Source organism: Cellulomonas chitinilytica (assembly GCF_016862675.1).
GTDB lineage: Bacteria > Actinomycetota > Actinomycetes > Actinomycetales > Cellulomonadaceae > Cellulomonas > Cellulomonas chitinilytica.
Genome location: NZ_BONK01000008.1, coordinates 222,124 through 245,758 on the forward strand (window position 1 = coordinate 222,124; position 23,635 = coordinate 245,758).

18 protein-coding genes are annotated in these 23,635 nt (G+C 74.9%); 12 read left to right on the forward strand and 6 right to left on the reverse strand.

The genetic code is table 11. From position 1 onward, the window contains the following. Positions 1-64: 64 nt before the first annotated feature. Positions 65-664 (reverse strand): TetR/AcrR family transcriptional regulator, encoded by a 600-nt coding sequence (locus Cch01nite_RS13155; protein WP_203755178.1) that lies wholly within the window; start codon positions 662-664, stop codon positions 65-67. A gap of 75 nt (positions 665-739) precedes the next feature. On the opposite strand from Cch01nite_RS13155, the gene Cch01nite_RS13160 reads away from it, so the two are divergent. The 3 genes from Cch01nite_RS13160 to Cch01nite_RS13170 all read left to right on the forward strand — a co-directional run bounded on the left by Cch01nite_RS13160 (position 740) and on the right by Cch01nite_RS13170 (position 6,105). Further along, entirely contained in the window at positions 740-1,150 is a 411-nt protein-coding gene (locus Cch01nite_RS13160) for a hypothetical protein (RefSeq protein ID WP_203755181.1), read from the forward strand. A 225-nt stretch (positions 1,151-1,375) separates the two neighbouring features. Continuing rightward, positions 1,376-3,916 carry an FtsK/SpoIIIE family DNA translocase gene (locus Cch01nite_RS13165; protein WP_203755208.1) on the forward strand — a complete coding sequence of 847 codons (2,541 nt, stop codon included), beginning with the start codon at positions 1,376-1,378 and terminating at the stop codon, positions 3,914-3,916. Beyond that, the gene (locus Cch01nite_RS13170) at positions 3,913-6,105 is read left to right on the forward strand and encodes a putative bifunctional diguanylate cyclase/phosphodiesterase (RefSeq protein ID WP_203755211.1); all 2,193 of its coding nucleotides are present in this window, start codon (positions 3,913-3,915) and stop codon (positions 6,103-6,105) included. The genes Cch01nite_RS13165 and Cch01nite_RS13170 overlap by 4 nt, the downstream gene beginning before the upstream one ends. Before the next feature lie 48 nt (positions 6,106-6,153). On the opposite strand, the gene Cch01nite_RS13175 is transcribed toward Cch01nite_RS13170, so the two are convergent. Beyond that, entirely contained in the window at positions 6,154-7,533 is a 1,380-nt protein-coding gene (locus tag Cch01nite_RS13175; RefSeq protein ID WP_203755214.1) for a CapA family protein, read from the reverse strand. A gap of 86 nt (positions 7,534-7,619) precedes the next feature. On the opposite strand from Cch01nite_RS13175, the gene pgsA reads away from it, so the two are divergent. The 3 genes from pgsA (at position 7,620) to Cch01nite_RS13190 (ending at position 9,311) form a co-directional block, all read left to right on the forward strand. Then, positions 7,620-8,213 (forward strand): CDP-diacylglycerol--glycerol-3-phosphate 3-phosphatidyltransferase, encoded by a 594-nt coding sequence (pgsA, locus tag Cch01nite_RS13180; RefSeq protein ID WP_203755217.1) that lies wholly within the window; start codon positions 7,620-7,622, stop codon positions 8,211-8,213. Between the two features lie 4 nt (positions 8,214-8,217). Next, a complete protein-coding gene (locus Cch01nite_RS13185; RefSeq protein ID WP_239070475.1) occupies positions 8,218-8,712 on the forward strand; it encodes a CinA family protein in 495 nt (164 codons plus the stop codon). A 257-nt stretch (positions 8,713-8,969) separates the two neighbouring features. Then, entirely contained in the window at positions 8,970-9,311 is a 342-nt protein-coding gene (locus Cch01nite_RS13190) for a helix-turn-helix domain-containing protein (protein WP_203755220.1), read from the forward strand. A gap of 78 nt (positions 9,312-9,389) precedes the next feature. Here Cch01nite_RS13190 and Cch01nite_RS13195 read toward each other — a convergent pair whose 3' ends face one another. Both Cch01nite_RS13195 and Cch01nite_RS13200 read right to left on the reverse strand, forming a co-directional pair. Further along, positions 9,390-10,172 carry a DNA-formamidopyrimidine glycosylase family protein gene (locus Cch01nite_RS13195; RefSeq protein WP_203755234.1) on the reverse strand — a complete coding sequence of 261 codons (783 nt, stop codon included), beginning with the start codon at positions 10,170-10,172 and terminating at the stop codon, positions 9,390-9,392. Between the two features lie 60 nt (positions 10,173-10,232). Further along, the gene (locus Cch01nite_RS13200) at positions 10,233-15,146 is read right to left on the reverse strand and encodes an ATP-dependent helicase (protein WP_239070483.1); all 4,914 of its coding nucleotides are present in this window, start codon (positions 15,144-15,146) and stop codon (positions 10,233-10,235) included. A gap of 64 nt (positions 15,147-15,210) precedes the next feature. On the opposite strand from Cch01nite_RS13200, the gene Cch01nite_RS13205 reads away from it, so the two are divergent. The 6 genes from Cch01nite_RS13205 to rny all read left to right on the forward strand — a co-directional run bounded on the left by Cch01nite_RS13205 (position 15,211) and on the right by rny (position 21,942). Beyond that, entirely contained in the window at positions 15,211-15,444 is a 234-nt protein-coding gene (locus tag Cch01nite_RS13205; RefSeq protein WP_203755254.1) for a DUF3046 domain-containing protein, read from the forward strand. A gap of 4 nt (positions 15,445-15,448) precedes the next feature. Further along, on the forward strand, positions 15,449-17,515 hold the full coding sequence (locus Cch01nite_RS13210) for an alkaline phosphatase family protein (RefSeq protein WP_203755268.1): 2,067 nt from the start codon (positions 15,449-15,451) through the stop codon (positions 17,513-17,515). Beyond that, complete coding sequence (locus Cch01nite_RS13215; RefSeq protein ID WP_203755270.1) at positions 17,512-18,279, forward strand: MBL fold metallo-hydrolase; 768 nt, start codon at positions 17,512-17,514, stop codon at positions 18,277-18,279. The genes Cch01nite_RS13210 and Cch01nite_RS13215 overlap by 4 nt, the downstream gene beginning before the upstream one ends. Before the next feature lie 265 nt (positions 18,280-18,544). Then, positions 18,545-19,585 carry a recombinase RecA gene (recA, locus tag Cch01nite_RS13220; protein WP_203755272.1) on the forward strand — a complete coding sequence of 347 codons (1,041 nt, stop codon included), beginning with the start codon at positions 18,545-18,547 and terminating at the stop codon, positions 19,583-19,585. Positions 19,586-19,602: 17 nt separating this feature from the next. Then, positions 19,603-20,175: a regulatory protein RecX gene (locus Cch01nite_RS13225; RefSeq protein WP_203755274.1), complete on the forward strand. Its 573-nt coding sequence runs from the start codon at positions 19,603-19,605 to the stop codon at positions 20,173-20,175. A gap of 231 nt (positions 20,176-20,406) precedes the next feature. After that, positions 20,407-21,942 carry a ribonuclease Y gene (gene rny, locus Cch01nite_RS13230; protein WP_203755277.1) on the forward strand — a complete coding sequence of 512 codons (1,536 nt, stop codon included), beginning with the start codon at positions 20,407-20,409 and terminating at the stop codon, positions 21,940-21,942. 18 nt (positions 21,943-21,960) lie between these two features. Here rny and Cch01nite_RS13235 read toward each other — a convergent pair whose 3' ends face one another. Both Cch01nite_RS13235 and Cch01nite_RS13240 read right to left on the reverse strand, forming a co-directional pair. Continuing rightward, positions 21,961-22,827 (reverse strand): amino acid ABC transporter permease, encoded by an 867-nt coding sequence (locus tag Cch01nite_RS13235; RefSeq protein ID WP_203755280.1) that lies wholly within the window; start codon positions 22,825-22,827, stop codon positions 21,961-21,963. Next, positions 22,824-23,513, reverse strand: a complete 690-nt coding sequence (locus tag Cch01nite_RS13240; RefSeq protein WP_203755283.1) for an amino acid ABC transporter permease — start codon at positions 23,511-23,513, stop codon at positions 22,824-22,826. Before Cch01nite_RS13240 ends, Cch01nite_RS13235 begins: the two co-directional genes overlap by 4 nt. Positions 23,514-23,635 lie beyond the last annotated feature (122 nt).

A 23,635-nucleotide genomic window follows, 5' to 3' on the forward strand; every position in this document is an offset into this window, starting at 1 on the left:
ACCGTGGCACGAGCCACCGACACCGGCCTGGCGCACCGGCCGGCGCGCACCGGCCCCGCGCCGGTCAGGTGGGGGCGAGGAGGCCGGGCCCGGCTGCGCGGAGCGTCGACGCGTACCGTTCCCCGGCGACGGTCTCGTCGCCGGGGACCAGCCCGTCGAGCTCGAGCTCCACGAGCCCGTGCACGAGCGCCCACAGGCCGAGGGCCGCGCGCTCGGCTCCGTCAACGGGTGCGCCGCGGGCGACCAGGACGGTCGCGACCGCGTCGCGCAGCACGACGAACGTGGGCGCCTGCGTCATCGGCCCCCGCGAGCCGTCCTGCGCGCCGGCGCCGGGGGTGCCGAACATCGCACGGTAGAAGTGCGGCTCGTCGCGGGCGTAGCGACGGTAGGCCAGGCCGAGCGCCATCAGGTCGGCCTCCGGGTCGGCCGTGCGCGGGACGGCCGCGAGGCGGTCGGCGAAGCGGGCGAACGCCTCGTCGCCGACCGCCCGCACGAGCTCGGGCCGGCCGCCGAACAGCGAGTACACGGCCGACGTCGACGTCCCGGCCCGGGCGGCGACGTCACGGACGGTCAGGCCGCCGACGCCCTCGTCGGCCAGCGCGGCCGACGCCGCCTCGAGCAGCCGCGACCGCAGCGCGTCGTCGTGCAGTCGAGGCCGTCCCATCCCGCGAGTGTAGAAGTGTTGACGAGGGTTTGCGAACGGTGTTCCATAACAACGTCTGGAAACCGAGGAGGCGAGATGCTCGAGCTCACCGACGCCGCACGCGTCACCGCAGGGATCGTCGCGCTGACCGTCGTCGGCATCGAGTCCGGCGGATGGTTCCTGTTCCGCGTCACGACCGGGCGGGAGCAGGCGACCGACTTCCAGCGCGCCTTCTACCGCGCCGGCCACGCCCACGCCGGGGTGCTCGTCACGCTGGGGCTGGTCTGCGTGCTGCTCGGCGAGGCGACCACGCTCGGCGGCGGATGGCGGTGGCTCGCGCAGACCGGCGTCCTCGTCGCGGCCGTCCTGCTGCCCGCGGGGTTCTTCCTGTCGGCGATCGGCCGGGGCCGGGAGCGGCCCAACCGGTGGGTCGCCCTGCTCGCGGTCGGCGCGGCGGTCCTCGCCGCAGGCGTCGTGACGCTGGGCGTCGGGCTGATCCGCGGATGAGGTGCGACGACACGCACCCCCGGGCGCCGTCCTGCGGCACCGACCCCGGCTAGTTTGAGGACCATGGCGACACGTACGTCTTCCCCACGGCCGCGCAACGGCGCGTCCGGTGCCGCCGCCAGCCCTCGGTCCTCGGGTCGTCCGGCCGCGGCGCGCAACGGCTCGACACGCCCGGGCGCGCGGACACCGGCACCCGCACCGCGCCGGCCGGCGTTGCCGCTGCGCATGATCCGCGGCGTCTGGATGGGCTCCGCGCACCTCGTCGGTGGCGCCGCGCGCCACCTCGGCCACGGCGCACGGGACCTCGATCCGTCGCACCGCCGTGACGGGCTCGCGTTCACGCTCCTGGGGCTCGCGATCGTCGTCGCGGCGCGCGAGTGGTGGAACCTGTCCGGCACCGCCGGCACCGCCGTGCACGCGATCGTCGCCGGCAGCTTCGGCCGGGTCGGGGTCGCCGTCCCCGTCGTCCTGCTCGGCCTCGCCGTCCGGCTCATGCGGCACCCCGACCGGGTCCAGGCCAACTCGCGCATCACCATCGGGATCACCGCGATCACGCTCGCCGTCTGCGGGCTCGTGCACCTCGGGCAGGGCCTGCCGGGCACGGACGACTTCCCGGCCCTGCGCACCGCCGGAGGGATGGTCGGCTACCTCGTCGGCACCCCGCTGGCCAGCCTGCTCACCACCGGGGTCGCCGTCGCGCTCCTGCTGCTGCTCGCGTTCTTCGGCGTGCTCGTCGTGACCGCGACGCCCGTGCACCAGATCGTGCCCCGGCTGCGCGGCGTGTACGACCGGCTCACGGGGAACCACCGCACCGCCGAGGAGGCCGATCAGGACGACGCGCCCCTCGTCATCAACGCCGGGCACACCGCCGTCGAGGAGGTCGAGCCGCCCGCTCGCAAGCGCGGGCTGCTCGGCCGGCGCCGCCGCGCCGAGAGCGTCGACGACGCCGACCCCACCCGCCTCGACGCGTACGTCGGCGACGAGGCGTTCGAGCGTGCCGCTCTCGTCGACGCGGCCCGCCGCGCGGAGGAGGAGGCGGAGGCGGAGGCCGCCGCCCCGGTGACCGCGCCCACCGAGGTCGTCACCCCCCGCCGGGTGAAGGAGCTCGTCGCCCCCGAGCCGAAGGGCGTCCCGCGCGGCGAGCAGCCCATGCTCGAGGGCGACGTGCTCTACACGCTCCCGTCCGAGGACAGCCTCGCCAAGGGGGCGCCGCACAAGGTGCGGTCGGCCGCGAACGACCGGGTCGTCGAGTCCCTCACGTCCGTGCTCGAGGCGTTCGAGATCGACGCGAAGGTCACCGGGTTCACCCGCGGGCCGACCGTCACGCGGTACGAGGTCGAGCTCGGGCAGGCCGTGAAGGTCGAGCGGGTCACCGCCCTGAGCAAGAACATCGCCTACGCCGTCGCGAGCGCGGACGTGCGGATCCTGTCCCCGATCCCCGGCAAGTCCGCGATCGGCATCGAGATCCCGAACACCGACCGCGAGACCGTCTCGCTCGGCGACGTGCTGCGCTCGAGCGCCGCCAAGCGCACCGAGCACCCGATGGTCATCGGCGTCGGCAAGGACGTCGAGGGCGGGTACGTCACCGCGAACCTCGCGAAGATGCCGCACCTGCTCGTCGCCGGCGCCACCGGCGCGGGCAAGTCCAGCTTCGTGAACTCGATGATCGTCTCGATCCTCATGCGGTCCACGCCCGACGAGGTCCGCATGGTGCTCGTCGACCCCAAGCGCGTCGAGCTGACGATCTACGAGGGCATCCCGCACCTCATCACCCCCATCATCACCAACCCGAAGAAGGCCGCCGAGGCCCTCGAGTGGGTGGTCCGGGAGATGGAGGCGCGGTACGACGACCTCGCGATGTTCGGGTTCAAGCACGTCGACGACTTCAACGTCGCGGTGCGGGCCGGGAAGGTGAAACCGCTGCCCGGGTCGGAGCGAAAGATCGCGACCTACCCGTATCTCCTTGTGATCGTCGACGAGCTTGCCGATCTGATGATGGTGGCCCCCAGGGACGTCGAGGCGTCGATCCAGCGCATCACCCAGCTCGCGCGCGCCGCGGGCATCCACCTGGTGCTCGCGACGCAGCGGCCGTCGGTCGACGTCGTGACCGGTCTCATCAAGGCGAACGTGCCGTCCCGGCTCGCGTTCGCGACGAGCTCGCTCACGGACTCGCGCGTCGTCCTCGACCAGCCCGGCGCCGAGAAGCTCATCGGCCAGGGCGACGCGCTGTTTCTCCCGATGGGCGCGGCGAAGCCCATGCGCACGCAGGGCGCCTGGGTCTCGGAGTCCGAGATCCACGCGGTCGTCGAGCACGTCAAGAAGCAGCTCAAGCCCGTGTACCGGCAGGACGTCGCGGTCGCGGCCGCCAAGAAGCAGGTGGACGAGGACATCGGCGACGACCTCGACCTGCTGCTGCAGGCCGCGGAGCTCGTCGTCACCACCCAGTTCGGGTCGACGTCGATGCTGCAGCGCAAGCTGCGGGTCGGGTTCGCCAAGGCCGGCCGCCTGATGGACCTGCTCGAGTCCCGCGAGATCGTCGGCCCGTCCGAGGGGTCGAAGGCGCGCGAGGTGCTCGTGCAGCCCGACGACCTCGCCGCGACCCTGGCGATGCTGCGCGGCGACCAGGGCGGTGGCACGGACGGCGGCGCCGGCGACCGGTACGCCGCGGACGACGGCGCGATGCCGGGCGACCCGCCCGTCGCGACCGACTACTTCGACGACGCGGAGGAGGACGACGCCGGCCGCTGGTCCGGCGGGGCTCGGTGATCGCAGCCGTCGCGGCGCCGCTCGGTGTGGTCAGTCTCGGCATCGCCGTCGTCGCCGTCATCGCGCTGGTCACGGTCCTCGTCCTGCTCGGCAGGCAGCGGGCGCAGGTGCGCCAGGCGAACGAGCTCGTCGAGATCTCCCGCGAGCTGCGCCACCGGTACGACGCGCTGCAGTCGGTGACGAAGGAGGGCGTGCTCGTCCAGTCGCTCGGCGGTCACGTGCTCGACATCTCCGAGCGCGCCGCCGCCATCCTCGGGGTCGACGCGTCCACGTCGGTGGGCCTGCGGGTGGCGAACCTGCCGATGGTCCTGGTCAACGAGCAGGGCCTCGCGATGAACCCGGCCGCGGTCCTCGGTCACAGCGGTCTGCCCGCCCGGGGCGGTCAGGAGTCCGAGCTCGTCGGTGTCGCGCTGCCCGGGGCCCTGGGCACGCCGCCGCGGATGGTGCAGGTGTCGAGCCAGCTCGTGCCCGGCGCTGACGGCGAGTCCGCCGCCGTGCTCACCACGCTCGTCGACGTGACCGGTCGGCGTGAGGTCGAGGCGGCCCTCACCCGGTCGGAGATGCAGTTCCGGGTCGCGATGGAGAACGCGCCCATCGGCATGGCGCTCGTCGACCTGGACTGGCGGATCGTCGAGGCCAACGCGGCGTTCGCCGAGCTCCTGGGGACGAGCGTCGGGGCCTTGCGCGGCTACCTCATGGAGGACCTGTCGACGCCCGAGGAGCGCGCCGCCGAACGCCTCGAGGTCGACCGGCTGCTGGGCGGGGGCCAGCACCGGTTCTCCCTCGAGAAGCGCTACCAGCGCGCCGACGACCACCTGGTCTGGGTGGTGCTCGACACCGCGCTCGTCCGGACGCCGGCGGGCGACCCCGACCACTTCGTCGTGCAGGTCCGCGACTCGACGGAGTCCCGCCTGCAGGCCGAGATGCTCACGCACCGCGCGATGCACGACCCGCTCACGGGCCTCGCGAACCGCACCCTCCTGCAGGAGGTCCTGCAGTCGGTGCTCGAGCAGCCAGGGGTCGTGGACCGCGTCGCGGTGCTCGCGTGCGACCTCGACGGGTTCAAGGAGATCAACGACCGGTACGGGCACGCCGCGGGCGACGAGGTGCTGGTGCACGTCGCGGGTGTGCTCCGGGCGGCGACCGCCCGCCGGGGCACGGTCTCCCGGCTGGGCGGCGACGAGTTCGTGGTCGTCGTGCAGGACCCGGACGGGCCGCGCGCCGTGTTCGAGGTCGCGACGGCCATCCACGCGGCGCTCCACGAGCCGGTCCGGGTGGCCCGGCGACGGCTCACGGTCGCCGCGAGCATCGGCATCGCGCTCGCCTCTCCGGACCTGATCGAGGGCGGCGCGCCGTCGCTGCTGGCAGCCGCCGACGCCGCGCTGTACCGCGCGAAGGGCGCCGGGCGGGGGCGGACCGAGGTGTACGAGCCGTCCATGGAGCAGGCGACCACCGCCGGCGTGCACCGGGAGCTGATCGCCGCGATCGAGCACGACCAGCTCGTCGTGCACTACCAGCCGATCGTCGACCTCACCGACCTGCAGGTCGTCGGGTACGAGGCGCTCGTCCGGTGGCAGCACCCGCACCGGGGGCTCCTGCTGCCCGGGGCGTTCCTGTCGTCGATCCAGGAGGCCGGGCTGTCCGTGCCCCTCGGCCAGCTCGTCGCCACCCAGGTCGTCGACTTCGTCGCGCACACCAGCGACCAGACCCGGTGGGTGTCGGTGAACGTGTCCGCGGACCAGCTCGGGGACGGGGAGTTCGCGACGACGCTGCTCGCGGAGATCTCGCGGCACCGTGTCGCGCCGGGCCGGATCGTGGTCGAGCTCACCGAGTCGTCGCTCGTCGCGTCGGGCACGCGCATCCGGCACGAGCTCACGCAGCTCTCGGCCGCCGGGGTGCCGATCCTGCTCGACGACTTCGGCACGGGGGTCTCGCCGCTGTCGTACCTGCGCGACCTGCCCGTCGCGGGCGTCAAGCTCGACATGTCGTTCACCTCGGGGATCCCCGAGGACCCGACGGCCGGGCGGGTGGCGCGCGCGCTCGGCGCGCTGGCGCGTGAGCTCGCCATGGTCACCATCGCCGAGGGCATCGAGAACGAGCAGCAGGCCGACTACCTGCACCGCAACGGGTGGCGCTACGGCCAGGGGTGGCTGTTCGGCGGAGCCCAGCCGGGCGAGTCGATCCCCTGACCCGCGGCTGAGGTCTCCGCCTTCAGCGGGTGCGGGGGACCACGACCGTCAGCGGGTGCGGGGGACCACGACCGGCGGCGGGCCGGTCGAGGTCACCGGCGCCGACCGCTCCGGCGCCTGCGTCCCCGCGGCGGCCCGCACGCGGGCACCCCGGTCCGCGACCTGCGCCGCCGGGAGCGTGCCGGTGCCGTCGGGGATGTCGGCGAGCGCGTGCACCTGGTGCCCGCCGGTCCGGTCGACGGTGACCGGGGTCCACTCGACGCCGGTGACGCGTGCGGGTCCCGGGGGCCGGCCGGTGCCGGGGTCCGCGCCGGTGGCCAGCACGTGCGCCGTGAGCAGCAGCCCGGAGGCGGTGTCGGGCGAGCAGCAGGCGCCGTCCTGGTTCGACAGCAGGTTCCCCAGCCCGTAGGCGACCCACATGCCCTCGCCCCGCGGCCCGCCGGCGAGCCGGACCACCGGCTGCGGCACGTGCGCGTGGTGCCCGAGGACCAGGTCGACGACCCCGGAGTCGGCGATCGCCTGGTCGATCGCGACCTGCTCCTGGGTCGGGTCCGTCCGGTACTCGACGCAGCAGTGGATGCTCGCGACGACGAGGTCCGCCCCGGCCGCACGGGCGGCGGTCGCCTGGGCGACGAGCGCGGGGACGTCGATCCGGTCGACGGACCACGGCTTGTCGGGGTCGACGGGCATGCCGTTGGTGCCGTACGTCGCCGACAGGTGCGCCACGGTGATCGTGCGGCGGCCCGCCCGCTCGAGCCGGTAGAGCTGGGGCTGCGTCTGCTCGACGGCGGTCCGGGCCGTGCCGACGTGGCCGAGGCCCGCGGCGTCGAGCGCGTCGAGCGTGGCGGTGACACCGGCGAAGCCTCGGTCGACCGCGTGGTTGGAGGCGGTCGAGCAGCCGTCCCAGCCGTGCGCCGCCAGCCCTGCCGCGATCTGCGACGGGATGCCGAAGACCGGGAACCCGCTGGGTCGTGTCCCCGCGGGCGCCACGGGCACCTCGAGGTGGCACAGCGCCAGGTCGGCCGGCCCGACCCACCGGTCGAGCGGGGCGAGCAGCGGCCCGAAGTCGTACCCGTCCGCCGTGCGGGCCGACCCGACGACGGGCAGGTGCGGCAGCACGTCCCCCGCGGCGACGATCGTCAGCTCGGCGTCCGGCTCGGGATCCGGCTCGGGCGCCGCCTGGGGTGCGGCCACCGACGTGGGCGCGGGCTCCGGTGCCGCAGGCGCCGGTGTGCTCGGTGCGGCCGGCGGTGCCGGTGCGGTGGTGGCGCCGACCACGGCGTGCTCCACGTCGCCGTGCGCGGTCGAGCGGGTGTGCTCGGTGGCGGCGCCCGTCAGCGCGCCGCTCACGGTGCCGACGACGACGAGCACCGCGGCGAGACCCGAGCGCCACGGTGATCTCCGACGGCCGCGCGCGTGGCGAGTCACGGAGGGACGGTAATGGACGTTCGTCCATCTGCGTGACCGCCGCACGGGTGCACGGCGAGCGGTGCGCGCCGCTCTACGCTGTCCGGGTGATCGATGCCGCTCCCTCCGCCTGGAACCTGGCGAACGTGCTCACGGTGCTGCGCATCGTCCTCGTCCCGTTCTTCGCCTGGGCGATGCTCGTGGACGGCGGTCACACGGTCTCGGGCCGGCTGACCGCGACCGCGATCTTCGTGGTCGCCGCCCTCACGGACCGCCTCGACGGGTGGGTCGCACGCAGGTCCGGGCAGATCACCGACCTCGGCAAGCTCCTCGACCCGATCGCGGACAAGCTGCTCGTCGGCACCGCCCTCGTGCTCCTGTCCGCGCTGGGGGACCTGCCGTGGTGGGTGACCGTCGTGATCCTCGTCCGCGAGCTCGGCATCACCGCGATGCGGTTCTTCCTCCTGCGCTACGTCGTCCTGCCCGCCTCGCGCGGCGGCAAGCTGAAGACCGTCCTGCAGTCCTTCGCGATCGGGCTGTACCTGCTGCCGCTCGACGAGCTGCCCGCGTTCGTGTCGGTCGTCGCCGCGGTCCTCATGGGGGCCGCCGTGCTCGTCACCGTGGTCACCGGGCTCGACTACGTCCGCGCGGCGGTGCGCATCCGCCGGGCCGCGGTGGTGCCGCCCGGCGCGGGGATCTGACCCCGTGCACGACGAGCGCGCCGGAGTGCCCGACGAGCGCGCCGCGACCGTCGTCGCGTTGCTCACCGAGCGGCACCGCACCGTCGCGGTCGCCGAGTCCCTGACGGGTGGACTGGTGTCGGCGACCCTCGTCGGCGTGCCGGGCGCGTCCGTGGTCCTGCGCGGGGCGGTCGTCGCGTACGCCACCGCGCTCAAGGCCGAGCTCCTCGGCGTCGACCGCACCCTGCTCGAGTCCCGTGGCCCGGTCGACGCGGACGTCGCACGTCAGATGGCGGTCGGGGTCCGCGAGCGGCTCGGCGCGGACGTCGGGCTCGCGACGACCGGTGTCGCCGGCCCGACGGACCAGGACGGCCACCCGCCGGGGACCGTGCACGTGGCGGTCGCGTCGGCGGACGGCGTCGCAGTCCGGTCGCTGACGCTCGACGGCGACCGGTCCCAGGTCCGGGCCGCGGCCGTCGACGCGGTCCTCGCGCTCACACAGGACGTCCTCGACGGCTGACCGGCTGGTCGCAGCGGGTGATTCCTCGGAGCTCGTGGGGTGCGTCACAGGCCACGGGGAACACCGGGACCAGCCGGATCGTTGGAACGCTCGTGATGAGCACTCGACCGCCGGTCCGCGGGATGATCACGCGCGCGGGCGGTGCAAGGTACGGTGGAACTCTCCCGGTCAAGGGTATGCCGGGGGCGGTGAAGAGCCCGGCGCAGGCAGCGACGCCGGTCGACGGGCAGGGACGCGACGCGAGGGGGGGAGCCCGGATGGTTGTACTCCGCCGAGAGATCGGCGACGTGCTGCGGGACGCGCGACAGCGCCAGGGGCGGACCCTGCGCGAGGTGTCGTCGGCCGCCCGTGTGTCGCTCGGGTACCTCAGCGAGGTCGAGCGAGGTCAGAAGGAGGCGTCGTCGGAGCTGCTCAGCAGCATCTGCGACGCGCTCGCCGTTCCGATGTCGCTCGTGCTGCGTGAGGTGAGCGACCGCGTCGCCGTCGCCGAGGGGCTGCTGATCCCCGACACGGTGCCCGCGGACCTCGCGGCATCGCTGGGTGGTACCGCGGACGGCGGCTGGGCCCGGCCTCGTGCCGAGCTCGCACCGATCGGCTGACGCCCGCACCACGTCGACGAGGCCCGTGCCCCTCAGGGGGTACGGGCCTCGCGCCGTCCCCGGCTCGGCACCGCCGGCTCACCTGGGCGGCGCGGCGGTGCGGGCCGGTGCCGGCTGGCACCGTGGGCAGTAGAAGACGGGGCGTTGCATCGGTGGCTGCCGTGCCTCACCGCGGGCGACCGGGGTGCCGCACCGGGGGCAGGGCTGGCGGACTCGGCCGTGCACGCGACCCGGTGGCCGGCCGCTGAGCACGGACCGCTGCATGAGCCGGCGGGCGACCTGCAGCAGTCGTCCCGGGTCCGGCACCTGGTCGGCCGGGAGCCACGGCCACAGGCGTTCGGCGAACAGCGACTCGGCCATGAAGATCGTCCCGATCCCCGCGACGACCGTCTGGTCGAGGAGCACCTCCGCGGCCGGCGTCGCGCCCCGGGCGACCCAGCGGGCGAGTGCCTCGGCGGCGTCGAACGGGTCGTCGAGCAGGTCCGGGCCGAGGTGACCCACGAGCGTGCCCTCGTCGCGGGTCGCCACCACGTCCAGCATCCCGAGCAGGTGGCCGACCGCCGTCCATCGGCTGGTGGCGAGGACCGCACGGACCTGCGGTGAGCGGTCCCGTGACCCGGACGGTCCGGTGGGGTGGACCCGCCAGTAGCCGTCCATGCGCAGGTGCGTGTGCAGGGTGCGGCCGTCGTCGAACCGGGTCAGCAGGTGCTTGCCGTAGGGGCGTGTGCCCAGCACGGTGCGTCCGACCAGGTCGACCGTCGCGGCGGTGGGCCAGCGCAGGTCCGAGAGCGTCAGGGGGGAGCCGACGAGCGCGAGGTCGAGCCGCGCGGCGGTCCGGCGCAGCACGTCACCCTCGGGCACGACCGGCCTCGTCGGGCACTCGTCGTCCGTGCGGGCACCGCGCCGTCGCAGGTGCGCCCGTCACGAGGAGCTCCGCAGGCGCAGGCCGCGCGGCGTCGGCCCGAACCCGGCCGCGACCAGCGCCTGTCCCACCGGACCGTGCAGCGCACCGCCCGCGAGCACCTCCACGCCGTCGACGCGGCTGACGGTGAGCCGGCCGGCGTGCCGGGTGCGGACTGTCGCGGCGAGGCCGTCGGCCGCGGCGCGCAGGACGTCGACGTCGCCGTCGAACGACAGGAGGGTCCGCCCGCCTCGCTCGAGGTAGAGGACGAGCGCCCCGTCGACGAGCACGACGAGCCCACCGGCCTTCCGGCCCGGACGGTGCCGGCCGGTGGTCCCCTCGGACGGTGGGCCGCCCGGGTCCGGCCACGCGAGCGCGGCGCCGTACGGGTTGGCCGGGTCGGTCGCGGCGAGCACGACGACGAGGCGCTCCGGCGTCCCGTCGACGTCGGTGGCCCGTTCGACGACCTGCGCGTCGACCCGCAGCCGGTCGACCGCGCCCGGCAGCGCGAACTGCGAGCCGCCGAGCCGCTCGACGAAGTACCCGCGGCGGACCTGCCCGCCCTGCTCGAGCGCGGACAGCACGCGGTAGACGTCCGCGAACCGGGCGCCGAGTCCCTCGGCGGGCGCGACGGCGCGCGTGAGGATGCCGTGCCGGTCGAGGAGCTGGGCGGCGAGCGCGTGCGCGCGCAACGTCGGGTCGGCCTCCCGCCCGGGCAGGAGCGACCACCGCCCGCCGCCCGCCGTCGCGGCTCCGTCGCGGACGGGCCGCCCGCCGGCGCTTGCCGCTGCTCCGGCGACCCGGAGCTGCGCCCGCAGCCCGAGCCGCGGCCGCAGCGGGTGGCTCCGCGGTGCGGCCGCGCGGCTGCGGTGCGCCGTCGGCCCCGTGCCGAGCCAGGCGCGCAGCGGCGCGAGGCTGTCGTTCGTGACCCGGCCCGCCCACACGAGGTCCCAGAGAGCGACGGCCACGTCGGCGGCGGTCCAGGGGGCGGAGGTCGGGTCGGTGCCGTCAGGCTCGAGCTGTGCCTGCACCCGGTCGGTGAGGGCGCCGAGGAACCAGGCGCCGCCCCCGCCGAGCGCGTCGAGCACGGCCACGTGCAAGGCCTGGTCGACGGGTCCGGCGTCGGGGTCGACCGGGGGGAGCGTCAGGTCGGCCACGCTCGTCGGGTGCAGCGACACGAGCCCGTCGTGACCGGCGAGCGCGCCGTGACCGGCCCACAGCACCTCGCCCGCCGCGGTCAGCTCGTCGAGCATCGCGGGGGAGTAGTCGCTCACCCGCGCGGGCAGCACGTGCGTCTCCCAGGCGGACGCGGGCAGCACCGTGCCGGCGAGCTGCTCGACGACGCGGGCGACCCCGTCGACGCCGCGCAGCGTCCCGGTCGCCGACGCGTGCCCGGTCCGGGCGACGGGCTGCACGCCCTGCCAGCGCGGCAGGAACACGCCGAGGGCCTGCGGGGCGACGGGCTCGACCTGGGCCCGCAGCGCGGCCAGCGACCGGCGGCGCAGGGTGCGCAGGACCTCCGCGTCGCAGAACTCGTCACCCGTGCCGCCCAGCTCGGTGGGCCGCAGCCGGCCCTGCACGAGCACACCCGCCGACTCGAGACGGCGCAGCGCGTCGTGCACCACGGCGACGCCCCACCCGAACCGCGTCGCGGCCTGCGCCGCCGTGAACGGGCCGTGCGTACGGGCGTGCCGGCGCAACAGGTCGCCGACCGGGTCGGGCACGACCTCCGTGAAGACCTCGGGGACCCCGACGGGCAGGGCCACCCCGAGCGCGTCACGCAGCCGTCCCGCGTCCTCGACGGCCGCCCACTGCTCGGCCCGGTCGGGACCGACGCCGCCGAGCCGCACCCGGATCAGGCGGCGCGCCCGTTCGAGCTCGACCAGCCAGCCCGCCACCTCCGTCACGGCCTGCGGCTGGACCCGCTCCGCGGCCTCGGTGAGCGTGAGGGGCCCTTGCCGGCGGACCATGTCGGCGAGCTGCTCGAGCGTGCCCGCCTGACGCTCCGGGGCGCGGCCGCTCAGCTCGGCCTCCGTGCGCAGCACCGCCTGCGGGTCCAGCAGGTCGGCGAGCTGCGACTCGCCGCCCTGCCCGAGCAGCTCCGCCAGGAGGGTCGGGTCGAGCGTGAGCGCGGCCGCCCGGCGCTCGGCGAGCGGTGCGTCGCCGTCGTACAGGAACTGGGCCGTGTAGCCGAACAGCAGCGACTGCGCGAACGGCGACGGCTGCGACGTCGTCACCTCGACCACCCGGACGCGCCGCGCGGCGACGTCGCGCATGAGCGACGTCAGCGACTCGGTGTCGAAGTCGTCCTGCAGGCACTCGCGGACCGCCTCGAGCAGGATCGGGAAGTCGGGGAACTGCGAGGCGACGGCGAGCAGCTGGGCGGAGCGCTGCCGCTGCTGCCACAGCGGCTGCCGGCGGTCCGGTCGGCGTCGCGGCAGGAGCAGGGCGCGGCTCGCGGCCTCGCGGAAGCGTGCGCCGAACATCGCGGACGAGCCGAGCTCGGCGCGGACCGCGTCCAGCACCTCGTCTGGCTCGACGAGCAGGTCGGCGAGGTCGATCTCGGGGCCGGCCGCGTCCGACCACGGGTCGGCGGTCGCCAGGTCCCCGGCGTCGAGCACGTCCGGCAGCCGCAGCACGATGCCGTCGTCCGAGTGCATCGCCGCGGCGTCGACGCCGTACTTCTCCCGCAGCCGGGCACCGATGACGATCGCCCACGGTGCGTGCACCCGCGCGCCGTACGGGGAGTGCAGCACGACCCGCCAGTCGCCGAGCTCGTCGCGGAACCGCTCGAGCACCAGCACGGTGTCGGTGGGCACCTCACCGGTCGCGGCACGCTGCTCGGCGAGGTACGCCAGCAGGTTGTCGGCCGCCCAGCCGTCGAGGCCCGCCTGCTCGACCCGGGCCCGTGCCGCCGCGTCGGGCAGCGACCCCAGCTCCCGGACCCAGCCGCCCATCGCGGCACCCAGCTCGGCGGGCCGGCCGGGGGAGTCGCCCTTCCAGAAGGGCAGCCGGCCGGGGACGCCGGGCGCGGGCGTGACGAGCACCCGGTCCGGCGTGATGTCGTCGATGCGCCACGTGCTCGACCCGAGCGTGAACGTGTCGCCGACCCGGGACTCGTAGACCATCTCCTCGTCGAGCTCGCCCACCCGTTTGCCGCCGCGCACCCGCCCCGCGGCGCGCTCGGCGTCCACGGGCACGTCGCTCGTCGACGCACCGCTCGCCAGGAACACCCCGAACAGGCCCCGGTCCGGGATCGTCCCGCCGCTCGTGACGGCGAGCCGCAGCGCGCCGGGACGGGCGGTCAGCACGTCACGCACCCGGTCCCACACGATGCGGGGGCGCAGCTCGGCGAACTCCTCGCTCGGGTACCGGCCCGCCAGCATGTCCAGCACGGCCCGCAGGGTCGCGTCGCCGAGCGCGGCGAACGGTGACGCACGCCGGACGACCGTCGCGAGCTCGTCGAGCTCCCAGTCCTCCACGGCCACCATCGCCACGACCTGCTGGGCCAGCACGTCCAGGGGGTTGTGCGGCACGTGCAGCGACTCGAGCGCGCCGGAGCGCATCCGCTCGGCGGTCACCGCGGCCGGCACGAGCTCGCCGCGGAACGTCGGGAACACGACGCCGCGCGACACGGCCCCCACCTGGTGCCCGGCCCGCCCGACCCGCTGCAGTCCCGACGCCACCGACGGCGGCGACCCGACCTGGACGACGAGGTCGACGGCGCCCATGTCGATGCCGAGCTCCAGCGAGCTCGTCGCGACGACCGCGGGAAGCTGCCCCGCCTTGAGCTCGGACTCCGTGCGGGTGCGCTCCGCGCGGCTCATCGACCCGTGGTGGGCCCGCGCCAGGATGGTCGCCGCGTCGCGCGTGTCCATGCCGACGCTCGTGCCCGACTGGGCCGGCACGGCGGCAGGCTGCAGCGTGCCGGGGTCCGGGACGTCGACGCCGCAGCGCTCGGCCCACACCTCGTTCATCCGGGAGGTGAGCCGCTCGGCGCCGCGTCGGGAGTTCGTGAACACGAGCGTCGAGCGGTGGTCGGCGACGAGGTCGACGACCCGCTCCTCGACGTGCGGCCAGATCGACGGGCGCGGCAGCGGCGCCTCCGCCTTGCCGGCGAGGTCGAACCCGTCGTCGAGCCCCTGCGTGCCGCCGGCCGCGCGCAGGTCGGACAGGTCGGGGACCGGGACGACGACGTCCACCACGATCTTCTTGGTCGACGGCGGCTGCACGACGACGACCTCCCGACCGCGCTCGGCGACGGGCCGTGCACCGCCGAGGAACTCCGCGACGGCCTCGACGGGCCGCACCGTCGCCGACAGCCCGATCCGCTGCGCGGGACCCGGACCGTCGGGCCGGTCGAGCAGGGCGTCGAGCCGTTCGAGGGACAGTGCCAGGTGGGCGCCCCGCTTCGTGCCGGCGACCGCGTGGATCTCGTCGACGATCACCGTGCGCACCCCGGCCAGACCGGCGCGTGCGCCCGACGTCAGCACGAGGTACAGCGACTCCGGGGTCGTGATCAGGATGTCGGGGGGCCTCGTCGCGAACGCCCGACGCTCGGCGGGCGGCGTGTCACCCGTACGGATGCCGACCGTGACGTCCGGAAGCGTGCGGCCGAGGCGGGTGGCGGCCTGCCGGATGCCGACCAGCGGGGAGCGCAGGTTCCGCTCGACGTCCGTCGCGAGAGCCTTCAGGGGCGACACGTACACCACCCGGCACCGCTGCACCGGGTCGGCCGGGACGTCGCCCGTGAGGAGCCCGTCGAGCGCCCACAGGAACGCCGCGAGCGTCTTGCCGGAGCCCGTGGGCGCGACGACGAGGGCGTGCTCGCCGCCGCTCACCGCGGACCACGCACCGAGCTGCGCGGCGGTCGGCGCCGCGAACGCACCCTCGAACCACGACCGCGTCGGGTCCGAGAACCGGCTGATCACCACGCGGCCATTGTGTCCGGCCGCACCGACACGCGCCGCACCCGCGTCAGATGGCAGGCTGGCCCCCGTGAGGATGCGCGAGTTCTGGCTGCTGGTCGACGACGTGCTCGGACCCGCGCAAGGACGCGCGCTGACCCACGAGCTGGTCATCGGCGCGCTCGGCAACACGACGGCGGAGCGCGCGCTCGACGACGGTGTCGAGCCGCGCGACGTCTGGCACGCGCTCTGCGACGAGCTCGGGATCCCGGACTCGCAGCGGTGGGGCAGCGACCCGCACCGCGTCGCCCCGCCGCGGCGCTGATCCCGTGCCGACGACCCGCGCCTGGCGGCCGACCCTCGCGGACCTCGGCGACGCGGCGCTGAGCCTGGCGACCACGGCGCTCGGCCTGGGCATCGCGATCGGGCTCGTCGACGGCGTGAGCGCACCGGTCCCGGCGTCGGTGGTCGCGGTCGCCGTGGTCGTCGCCGTCGGCGACCTGCTGCTGCGCGCGCCCCTGCGCGTGTTCGCCCGGTTCGCCGGGGCGATGGGCGCGCTCGCCGCCGGGCTCGCCGTGCAGGTCGGGGTCGCCTGGGCCGCGCTCGCCGTGGTCCCTGGCATCGACGTGGCGTCGCCCTGGGCGGCGGTGCAGGTGCTCGTCGTCGCGGCGGTCGTCATGGCGGCCGGGCGCTGGGTCTGGGGGGCGAACGACAGCGACTACGTGATCGCGGACGTCCTGCGACGGGCACGCCGGCGTGCGCGGCGCGCCGAGCCGGACCGGCCGGGGGCACCCGTCGCGGGTCCGGTGCGGGAGGCGGGGCTCCTTGTCGTGCAGCTCGACGGCGTGGCGGCACCGGTGCTGCAGGAGGCCATCGAGGCCGGGCTGGCGCCGACGGTGCAGCGCTGGCTGACGAGCGGCAGCCACGGCCTCGAGACGTGGTGGGCGCGCGTGCCGTCGACGACGCCCGCGAGCCAGGCCGGACTGCTGCACGGCGACTCGACGCAGATCCCCGCGTTCCGGTGGTGGGACCGGGGGCTACGACGGCTCGTCGTGACGAACCACCCGACCGACGCGGCGCTCGTCGAGCAGCGGCTCACCACGGGCAAGGGGCTGCTGGCAGGCGGGGGCACGGCGGTGTCGACGATGTTCTCCGGCGACGCGGCGACGAGCTTCCTCGTGATGAGCCGCACCCGCAGCCCCGGCCCGGACGGCACCCGCGGCGGGCTGGGCCCCGGCCCCTCGTTCCTGCGGTTCTTCGCGAGCCCGTTCGTGCTGGCCCGTGCGGTGAGCCTGTCGCTCGGCGAGATGGTCAAGGAGCTCTACCAGGCTCGCCGGCAGCGGCTGCGCGCCGTCGAGCCGCGGATCTCGCGCGGCGGCTGGTACGTGGTCCTGCGGGGCGTGACGAACGTGATGATGCGCGACCTGTCGACGTCGCTCGTGGCGGAGGCCCTGATGCGTGGCGACCCCGCGGTCTTCGTCGACCTCGTCGACTACGACGAGATCGCGCACCACGCCGGCCCGACCCGGCCGGAGTCGCTGCGCTCGCTCGAGGGGCTCGACCGCGTGCTGCGCACCCTCGAGCAGGTGTGCGAGGTCGCGCCGCGCAACTACCGCCTCTGCGTGCTGTCCGACCACGGTCAGGCGCTGGGCGCGACGTACGAGCAGCTCGAGGGACGCACGCTGCTCGACACCGTGCGCGAGCTCATGGCCGACCCCGGGGCGGCGGGCGTCGAGAGCAGCACGTCGGAGGACTGGGGCCCGCTGAACGCCTTGCTGACCAGCGCGTTCACGACGCCCGTGCTCGGCCCGGACGGGTCCCGGCCCGGGCCCGCCGAGTCCGACGAGGAGCTGCCGGAGGTCGTCGTGGTCGGCTCCGGCAACCTCGGGCTCGTGTGGTTCCCGAGGTCGCCACGCCGCCTGGTGCTCGAGGACCTGCAGGAGCGGTGGCCCGGTCTTGTCGCGGGGCTCGCGGCGCGTCCCGGGGTCGGTGTCGTCGTCGTCGACACGCGCGAGCGCGGTCTCGTCGCGATCGGTCCGCGCGGCCTGCGGCTGCTGGAGCGGGACGACGACGTCGAGGGGGAGGACCCGCTCGCGCCGTACGGCCCTCGGGGCGGGGCGGACCTGCTGCGCGCGGCGAGGCTCGAGCACACCGGCGACCTGCTGCTCGTGTCCGTCGTGTCGTCGCGAGGGCACGTCCACGCGTTCGAGGGGCAGGTGGGGTCGCACGGCGGCATCGGCGGGAACCAGAACCTCGCGTTTCTCCTGCACCCGACGCAGTGGCCGGTGGACGACGACCTGCGCGAGGACGTCGGACCGGACCGGCTCCTCGTCGGCGCCGAGCAGGTCCACGCGCAGCTCGTGCAGTGGGCCGCGGCCGCGGGGCTGCGTCCGTGACGACGTTCGTCCGCTGGCTCGGTCACGCGAGCACCGCGCTCGACGTCGACGGCGTCCGGGTGCTCACCGACCCGCTGCTGCGGCGGCACGCGGGGCTGCTGCGGCGACGCGGCGACCCGCCGCTCGAGGAGCACTGGCAGGGTGCGCAGGCCGTCCTCGTCTCGCACCTGCACCACGACCACGCGGAGCTGGGCTCGCTGCACCTATTGGACGGCGTCCCCGTCCTGACCGCGCTGGCCAACGCGCGGTGGCTGCGCGGCCACGGCGTGGCGTCCGCGCTCGGCCTCGGGGAGCGCGCGTGGTGGACGGTGCCGGGCACGGACGTCGAGGTGCGGATGATCCCCGCGCTGCACGGCGACCGGCCGATGCCGCACCGGCCGAACTCCGCGCACGGGTTCCTGGTGCGGTCGCCGTCGATCCGGGTGTGGTTCGCGGGCGACACGGCGCCGTACGCGTCCATGGGTGACCTCCCGGCGCTGGCCGGCGGGGCGATCGACCTCGCCCTGGTGCCGGTGGGTGGCTGGGGCCCGCGGCTGTCGGGCGGGCACATGGACCCCGTGCAGGCGGCGCGCGCGTGCGCGGTCGTCGGGGCACGTGCGGCGGTGCCGGTGCACTGGGGGACGCTGCACCCGCCGGTGTCCCGGCGGCTGCCGCCGGGGTGGATGGACCGGGCGGGTCCGGCCTTCGCGCACGCCGCGGACAGGGTCGCGCCGGGGTGCCGGGTGCATGTGCTCGCGCCGGGCGAGGGCGTGGCGGTGGACTGAGGGGGCGCCGAGGGGCGCTGGGGGGCGCTGGGGACGCCGCGCGACACGCGGTGCGGCGTGTCGCTGGCATCGAACACGTGTTCGGCTACTGTGGTCCTCGGGTGACCGCCTCCGAGCCGCCCACAGCCCGCATCGGCGTCCTGCCGGACCTGCGGGGTGCGAGGGGCCGGAGGTCGTGTCGGTGGTCGGACATAGCGTCACCCATGACGAAGACCAGCCCCCGTAGACGCAGCCGATCGGCTGCACGAGACGACAGGTGGGAACGATGCCCGCACCCCAGGACCGCGCCAAGGCCCTCGAGGCCGCCCTCAGCCAGATCGACCGCCAGTTCGGCAAGGGCTCGATCATGCGTCTCGGCGACGAGGGGCGCGCCCCCGTCGAGGTGATCCCCACCGGCTCGATCGCGCTGGACGTCGCGCTCGGCATCGGTGGTCTCCCGCGCGGGCGGGTCATCGAGATCTACGGCCCCGAGTCCTCCGGCAAGACGACGGTCGCGCTGCACGCGGTCGCCAACGCGCAGAAGGCCGGCGGCATCGCGGCGTTCATCGACGCCGAGCACGCGCTGGACCCCGAGTACGCCAAGAAGCTCGGCGTCGACACCGACGCGCTGCTGGTCTCGCAGCCGGACACCGGCGAGCAGGCGCTCGAGATCATGGACATGCTGATCCGCTCCGGCGCGATCGACATCGTCGTCATCGACTCGGTCGCCGCGCTCGTGCCCAAGGCCGAGATCGAGGGCGAGATGGGCGACAGCCACGTCGGTCTGCAGGCCCGGCTCATGTCGCAGGCGCTGCGCAAGATCACCGGTGCCCTCAGCCAGTCCGGCACCACCGCGATCTTCATCAACCAGCTCCGCGAGAAGATCGGCGTGTTCTTCGGCTCCCCGGAGACGACCACGGGTGGCAAGGCCCTGAAGTTCTACGCCTCGGTCCGCATGGACATCCGCCGCATCGAGACCCTCAAGGAGGGCACCGACGCGGTCGGCAACCGGACCCGCGTGAAGATCGTTAAGAACAAGATGGCGCCGCCGTTCAAGCAGGCGGAGTTCGACATCCTCTACGGCGTCGGCATCTCCCGCGAGGGCAGCCTCATCGACATGGGCGTGGAGCACGGCTTCGTGCGCAAGTCGGGCGCCTGGTACACGTACGAGGGCGACCAGCTCGGGCAGGGCAAGGAGAACGCCCGCAAGTTCCTCAAGGACAACCCCGACCTGGCGAACGAGATCGACAAGAAGATCAAGGAGAAGCTCGGGGTCGGTGCGCGTGTCGACCTTCCCGCGGACGTGCCGCCGCCGGTCGACTTCTGAGCACGTCGGGGAAGGACGTGACAGGCACGGCACGCCGTCGGGGGTGGCGTCAGGACGAGCCGCCCCCGACGGGTGCCGCCGCGCAGGACGCGGAGCCGGACCACGAGTCGGTGGCGCGGGCGATCGCGCTGCGGCTGCTCACGGGAGCGCCCCGGAGCCGGTCGCAGCTCGCGGAGGCCATGGCCCGGCGGAACGTTCCCGAGGACGTCGCTGATCGCGTGCTCGACCGGTTCACCGACGTCGGGCTCGTCGACGACGCCGACTACGCCCGCACGCTCGTGCGTACCCGCCACGCGGAGCGCGGGCTGTCCCGACGTGCGATCGCCGTCGAGCTGCGCCGGCGCGGCATCGCCGACGACCTCGCCGACGACGCCCTCGCCCAGGTCGACGACGACGACGAGGAGACCGCGGCCCGCGAGCTCGTGCGTCGCCGGCTCGCCTCCACCGCCGGTCTCGACGCCCAGGTGCGGGCCCGCCGCACGTACGCGGCGCTCGGTCGCAAGGGCTACCCGCCGGGCCTGGTGGCGCGGCTCGTGCGCGAGGCGCTCGCGGCCGAGGGCCTCGAGCAGGACGACGACGGGCTCCGGTAGGCGCGCGGGGCCCGTCACGACGGGCGAATCGGGGCGTACCGGGATGCTCGGGCCCGGTCGCCGACATCCGCCGCCCGGAGCGGCTGCCGAGGTCGCCCACTCGGACGCACCCGTGGGTGACAATGTGGCGACACGCCGTCACCCGATGGCAGGTCGTGCACGTGGACGGGCCCGAGGGGTCGGGCCCGCCGCCGTCGTGGGGGTGCTCTCCACGGGGATCAGGAGGAACAGGTGGAGGCTGGCCCCATCGCCACCGTCATCGGGCTGCTCGGCGCCTGCCTGGTCGCGCTCATCCTCGTGCTCGTCGCACGCCGCGAGGCGTCCGCCCAGCGGGCCCGTGCGGCCGAGGACGTGGCATCCATCAAGCAGGACGCGCGCACGCTCCTCGCGGACGTGGAGCGGCGGGAGCGTCGGGTCGTCGAGCGTGAGGAGGCCGTCGCAGCGGAGCGGCTCCTGGTCGAGGACCTGGAGGGGAAGGCCCGCACCCGGTCCGACGAGGCGGCCGAGGCGCGCCGGGAGGGCGAGCGTCTCCGTGACGCGGCGGGCCGGGACGCCGAGCGGCTGTCCGCGGAGACCGAGCGGTCGGTCGCCGCGAGGCTCGCGGACGCCGAGCGGCGTGCGCTCGCCGAGCTCGAGCAGGTCAGCGGTCTGTCGGTCGACGACGCCCGGGCCGAGCTCACGCGGCGGCTCCTCGACCAGGCGCAGAACGACGCCGCGGCCCAGGTGCGGCGCACCGAGGCGCAGGCCCGCCGCACGGCGGACGCACGTGCCCGCCGGATCGTGGCGACCGCGCTGCAGCGCACCGCCGTCCCGACGAGCGCGCAGAGCGCGATCACGGTGCTCGCACTGCCGTCCGAGGAGATGAAGGGCCGGATCATCGGCAAGGAGGGCCGCAACATCCGGGCCTTCGAGGCGCTCACCGGGGTCAACGTGCTCGTCGACGAGCAGCCCGACGCGGTGGTCCTCTCGTGCTTCGACCCCGAGCGCCGCGAGGTCGCGCAGGTCGCGCTCGAGGCGCTCATGGCGGACGGGCGCATCCACCCGCAGCGGATCGAGGCCGCCTACGCGGAGGCGCTCGCCGGCGCCGACGAACGCACCGAGACCGCGGGGCACGACGCCGCCGAGCGCGCCGGCGTCCGTGGTCTGCACCCGACGCTGGTGCGCACGCTCGGACGGCTGCGCCTGCGCACGTCGTACGGGCAGAACGTGCTCGAGCACGTCGTCGAGTGCGCGCTCCTCGCCGCCGGTGTCGCGGCCGAGACGGGCGCGGACGTCGAGGTGGCCCGGCGCGGTGCGCTCCTGCACGACCTCGGCAAGGCGCTGACCGCGGAGGTGGCGGGTACCCACGCCATCGTCGGGGCCGACCTCGCACGTCGGCACGGTGAGTCGGACGCCGTCGTCAACGCCATCGCGGCGCATCACGACGAGGTGCCGCCGGAGACGGTCGAGGCGGTGCTCGTGCAGGTCGCGGACGCGATCTCGGCGTCCCGTCCGGGCGCTCGGCGCGGCGACGAGCTCGACCAGTACGTCGAGCGGATGGACAAGCTGGAGCAGCTCGTCGCCGCGCACGCCGGTGTGCGGCGTGCCCTGGCGATGTCCGCGGGCCGCGAGGTCCGGGTGGTCGTCGAACCGTCCGAGGTCGACGACACGGCCCTGCCGCAGCTCGCGGTCGCGATCGCGCGGCACATCGAGTCGGACCTCACCTACCCGGGCGAGATCAAGGTGACGGTCGTCCGGGAGATCCGCGCGAGCGCCACGGCAGGCTGAGTCGGTCCGTGGGCCGAGTCAGTCGTCGCGGGTCGCGACGACCAGCGTGGGGGCCTCCGCTCGTGCCCGTCCGGCGGTGCGACGTCCCACCCGGCCGGCGAGGAGGCCGGCGAGCCGCGTCAGCGCGTAGTTGATGACGACGAAGATCCCGGCGGCGACGAGAAGTGCCTGCAGGATGTTGCCGTTCGACGAGCCGAGCCGTCGTGCGGCGTCGAGCAGGTCGGGGTACGTGATGATGTAGCCGAGCGCGGTGTCCTTGAGGATGACGACGAGCTGGCTGGCCAGCGCGGGCAGCATCGCGATGAGCGCCTGCGGAACCTCGACGATCCGCAGGGACTGGGAGCGGCGCAGACCGACGGCCAGGGCGGCTTCGCGCTGGCCGCGTGGCAGGCCGTGCACGCCGGAGCGCACGAGCTCCGCGAACACGGACCCGTTGTACAGGGTGAGGCCGAGGACGACCGCGACGAGCGGCAGGTCGGTGGGGTCGACGACGTGCAGCCGGGCGAGCCCGAGGTAGAAGAAGATCATCATGAGCAGCACGGGGACGGCCCGGAAGAACTCGACGACCGCGCCGCTCAGGGTCCGGATCGTGCGGGACGCGGAGAGCCGGCCGAGCCCGAACACGATGCCGAAGATCCCGGCGGTCACGATCGAGATGCCCGCGGCGCGCAGGGTGTACCGGAGGCCGGGGATGAGGAAGTTCGTCCAGGCGTCGCCGGTGACGAGCGGCGTCCAGAGTGACGCCTCGAGCTGTCCCTTGGCCTGGAGCCGCGCGAGCACGACCAGCGCGATGCCGGCGACGACGACGCCGGCGACCACGTTGGCCCACCGCATGCGCCGACGACCGCGCGGGCCGGGTGCGTCGAAGAGGACCGAGCCGCTCATCGGGCCACCGCCAGCCTGCGGGACAGCGCGGTGGTCGCCAGGCCGATCGGCACGACGATGAGCGTGAAGCCGGACGCGAACGTCAGGAAGATCGCGAGGCTCACGTCGGGCCGGAACTCGATCATGGTGCGCATCAGCCCGGACGCCTCGGCGACGGACCCGGCGGCCGCGACCGTGGAGTTCTTCGTGAGGGCGATGAGCACGTTGCCGAGCGGCGCGATCGAGCCACGGAACGCCTGGGGGAGGATCACGAGCCGGGCGGCGGGCCAGAACCCGAGCCCGATGGCGCGGGCGGCCTCCGCCTGGCCGACGGGCACGGTGTTCACGCCGGACCGCAGCGCCTCGCACACGAAGGCCGCGTGGTAGGCGGCGAGCCCGATCACTGCGAGCCGGAAGAAGTTCGTCTGGAAGTCCTTGGAGAGCGTGACGCCGAGCTGGCCCCACAGCCCGAGCACGCAGAACACGATGATGATCGTCAGCGGCGTGTTGCGCAGGAGCGTCACGTACGTCGAGCCCGCCCAGCGCAGGCTCGGCACGGGGGAGATGCGCATCACCGCGAGGATCGTGCCGGCGACGAGGGCGAGCACGCCGGCGAAGAACGTGAGCTGGATGTTGACCCAGAACGCGGCAGCCACGTCGAACTCGTCGAACAACGACAGGTACTGGCTGAGGTAGCCGTCGTCCACCGGCTCTCCTTGCTCGTCGGGACTTCCCGGGCGGCGCGTCGGCCCGGCGGTCGGCGCGGTCGTGCGGTGCGGGAGGACTCACCGGCCCGGGGCCGGCGACCAGGTGGTCGTCGGCCCCGAGC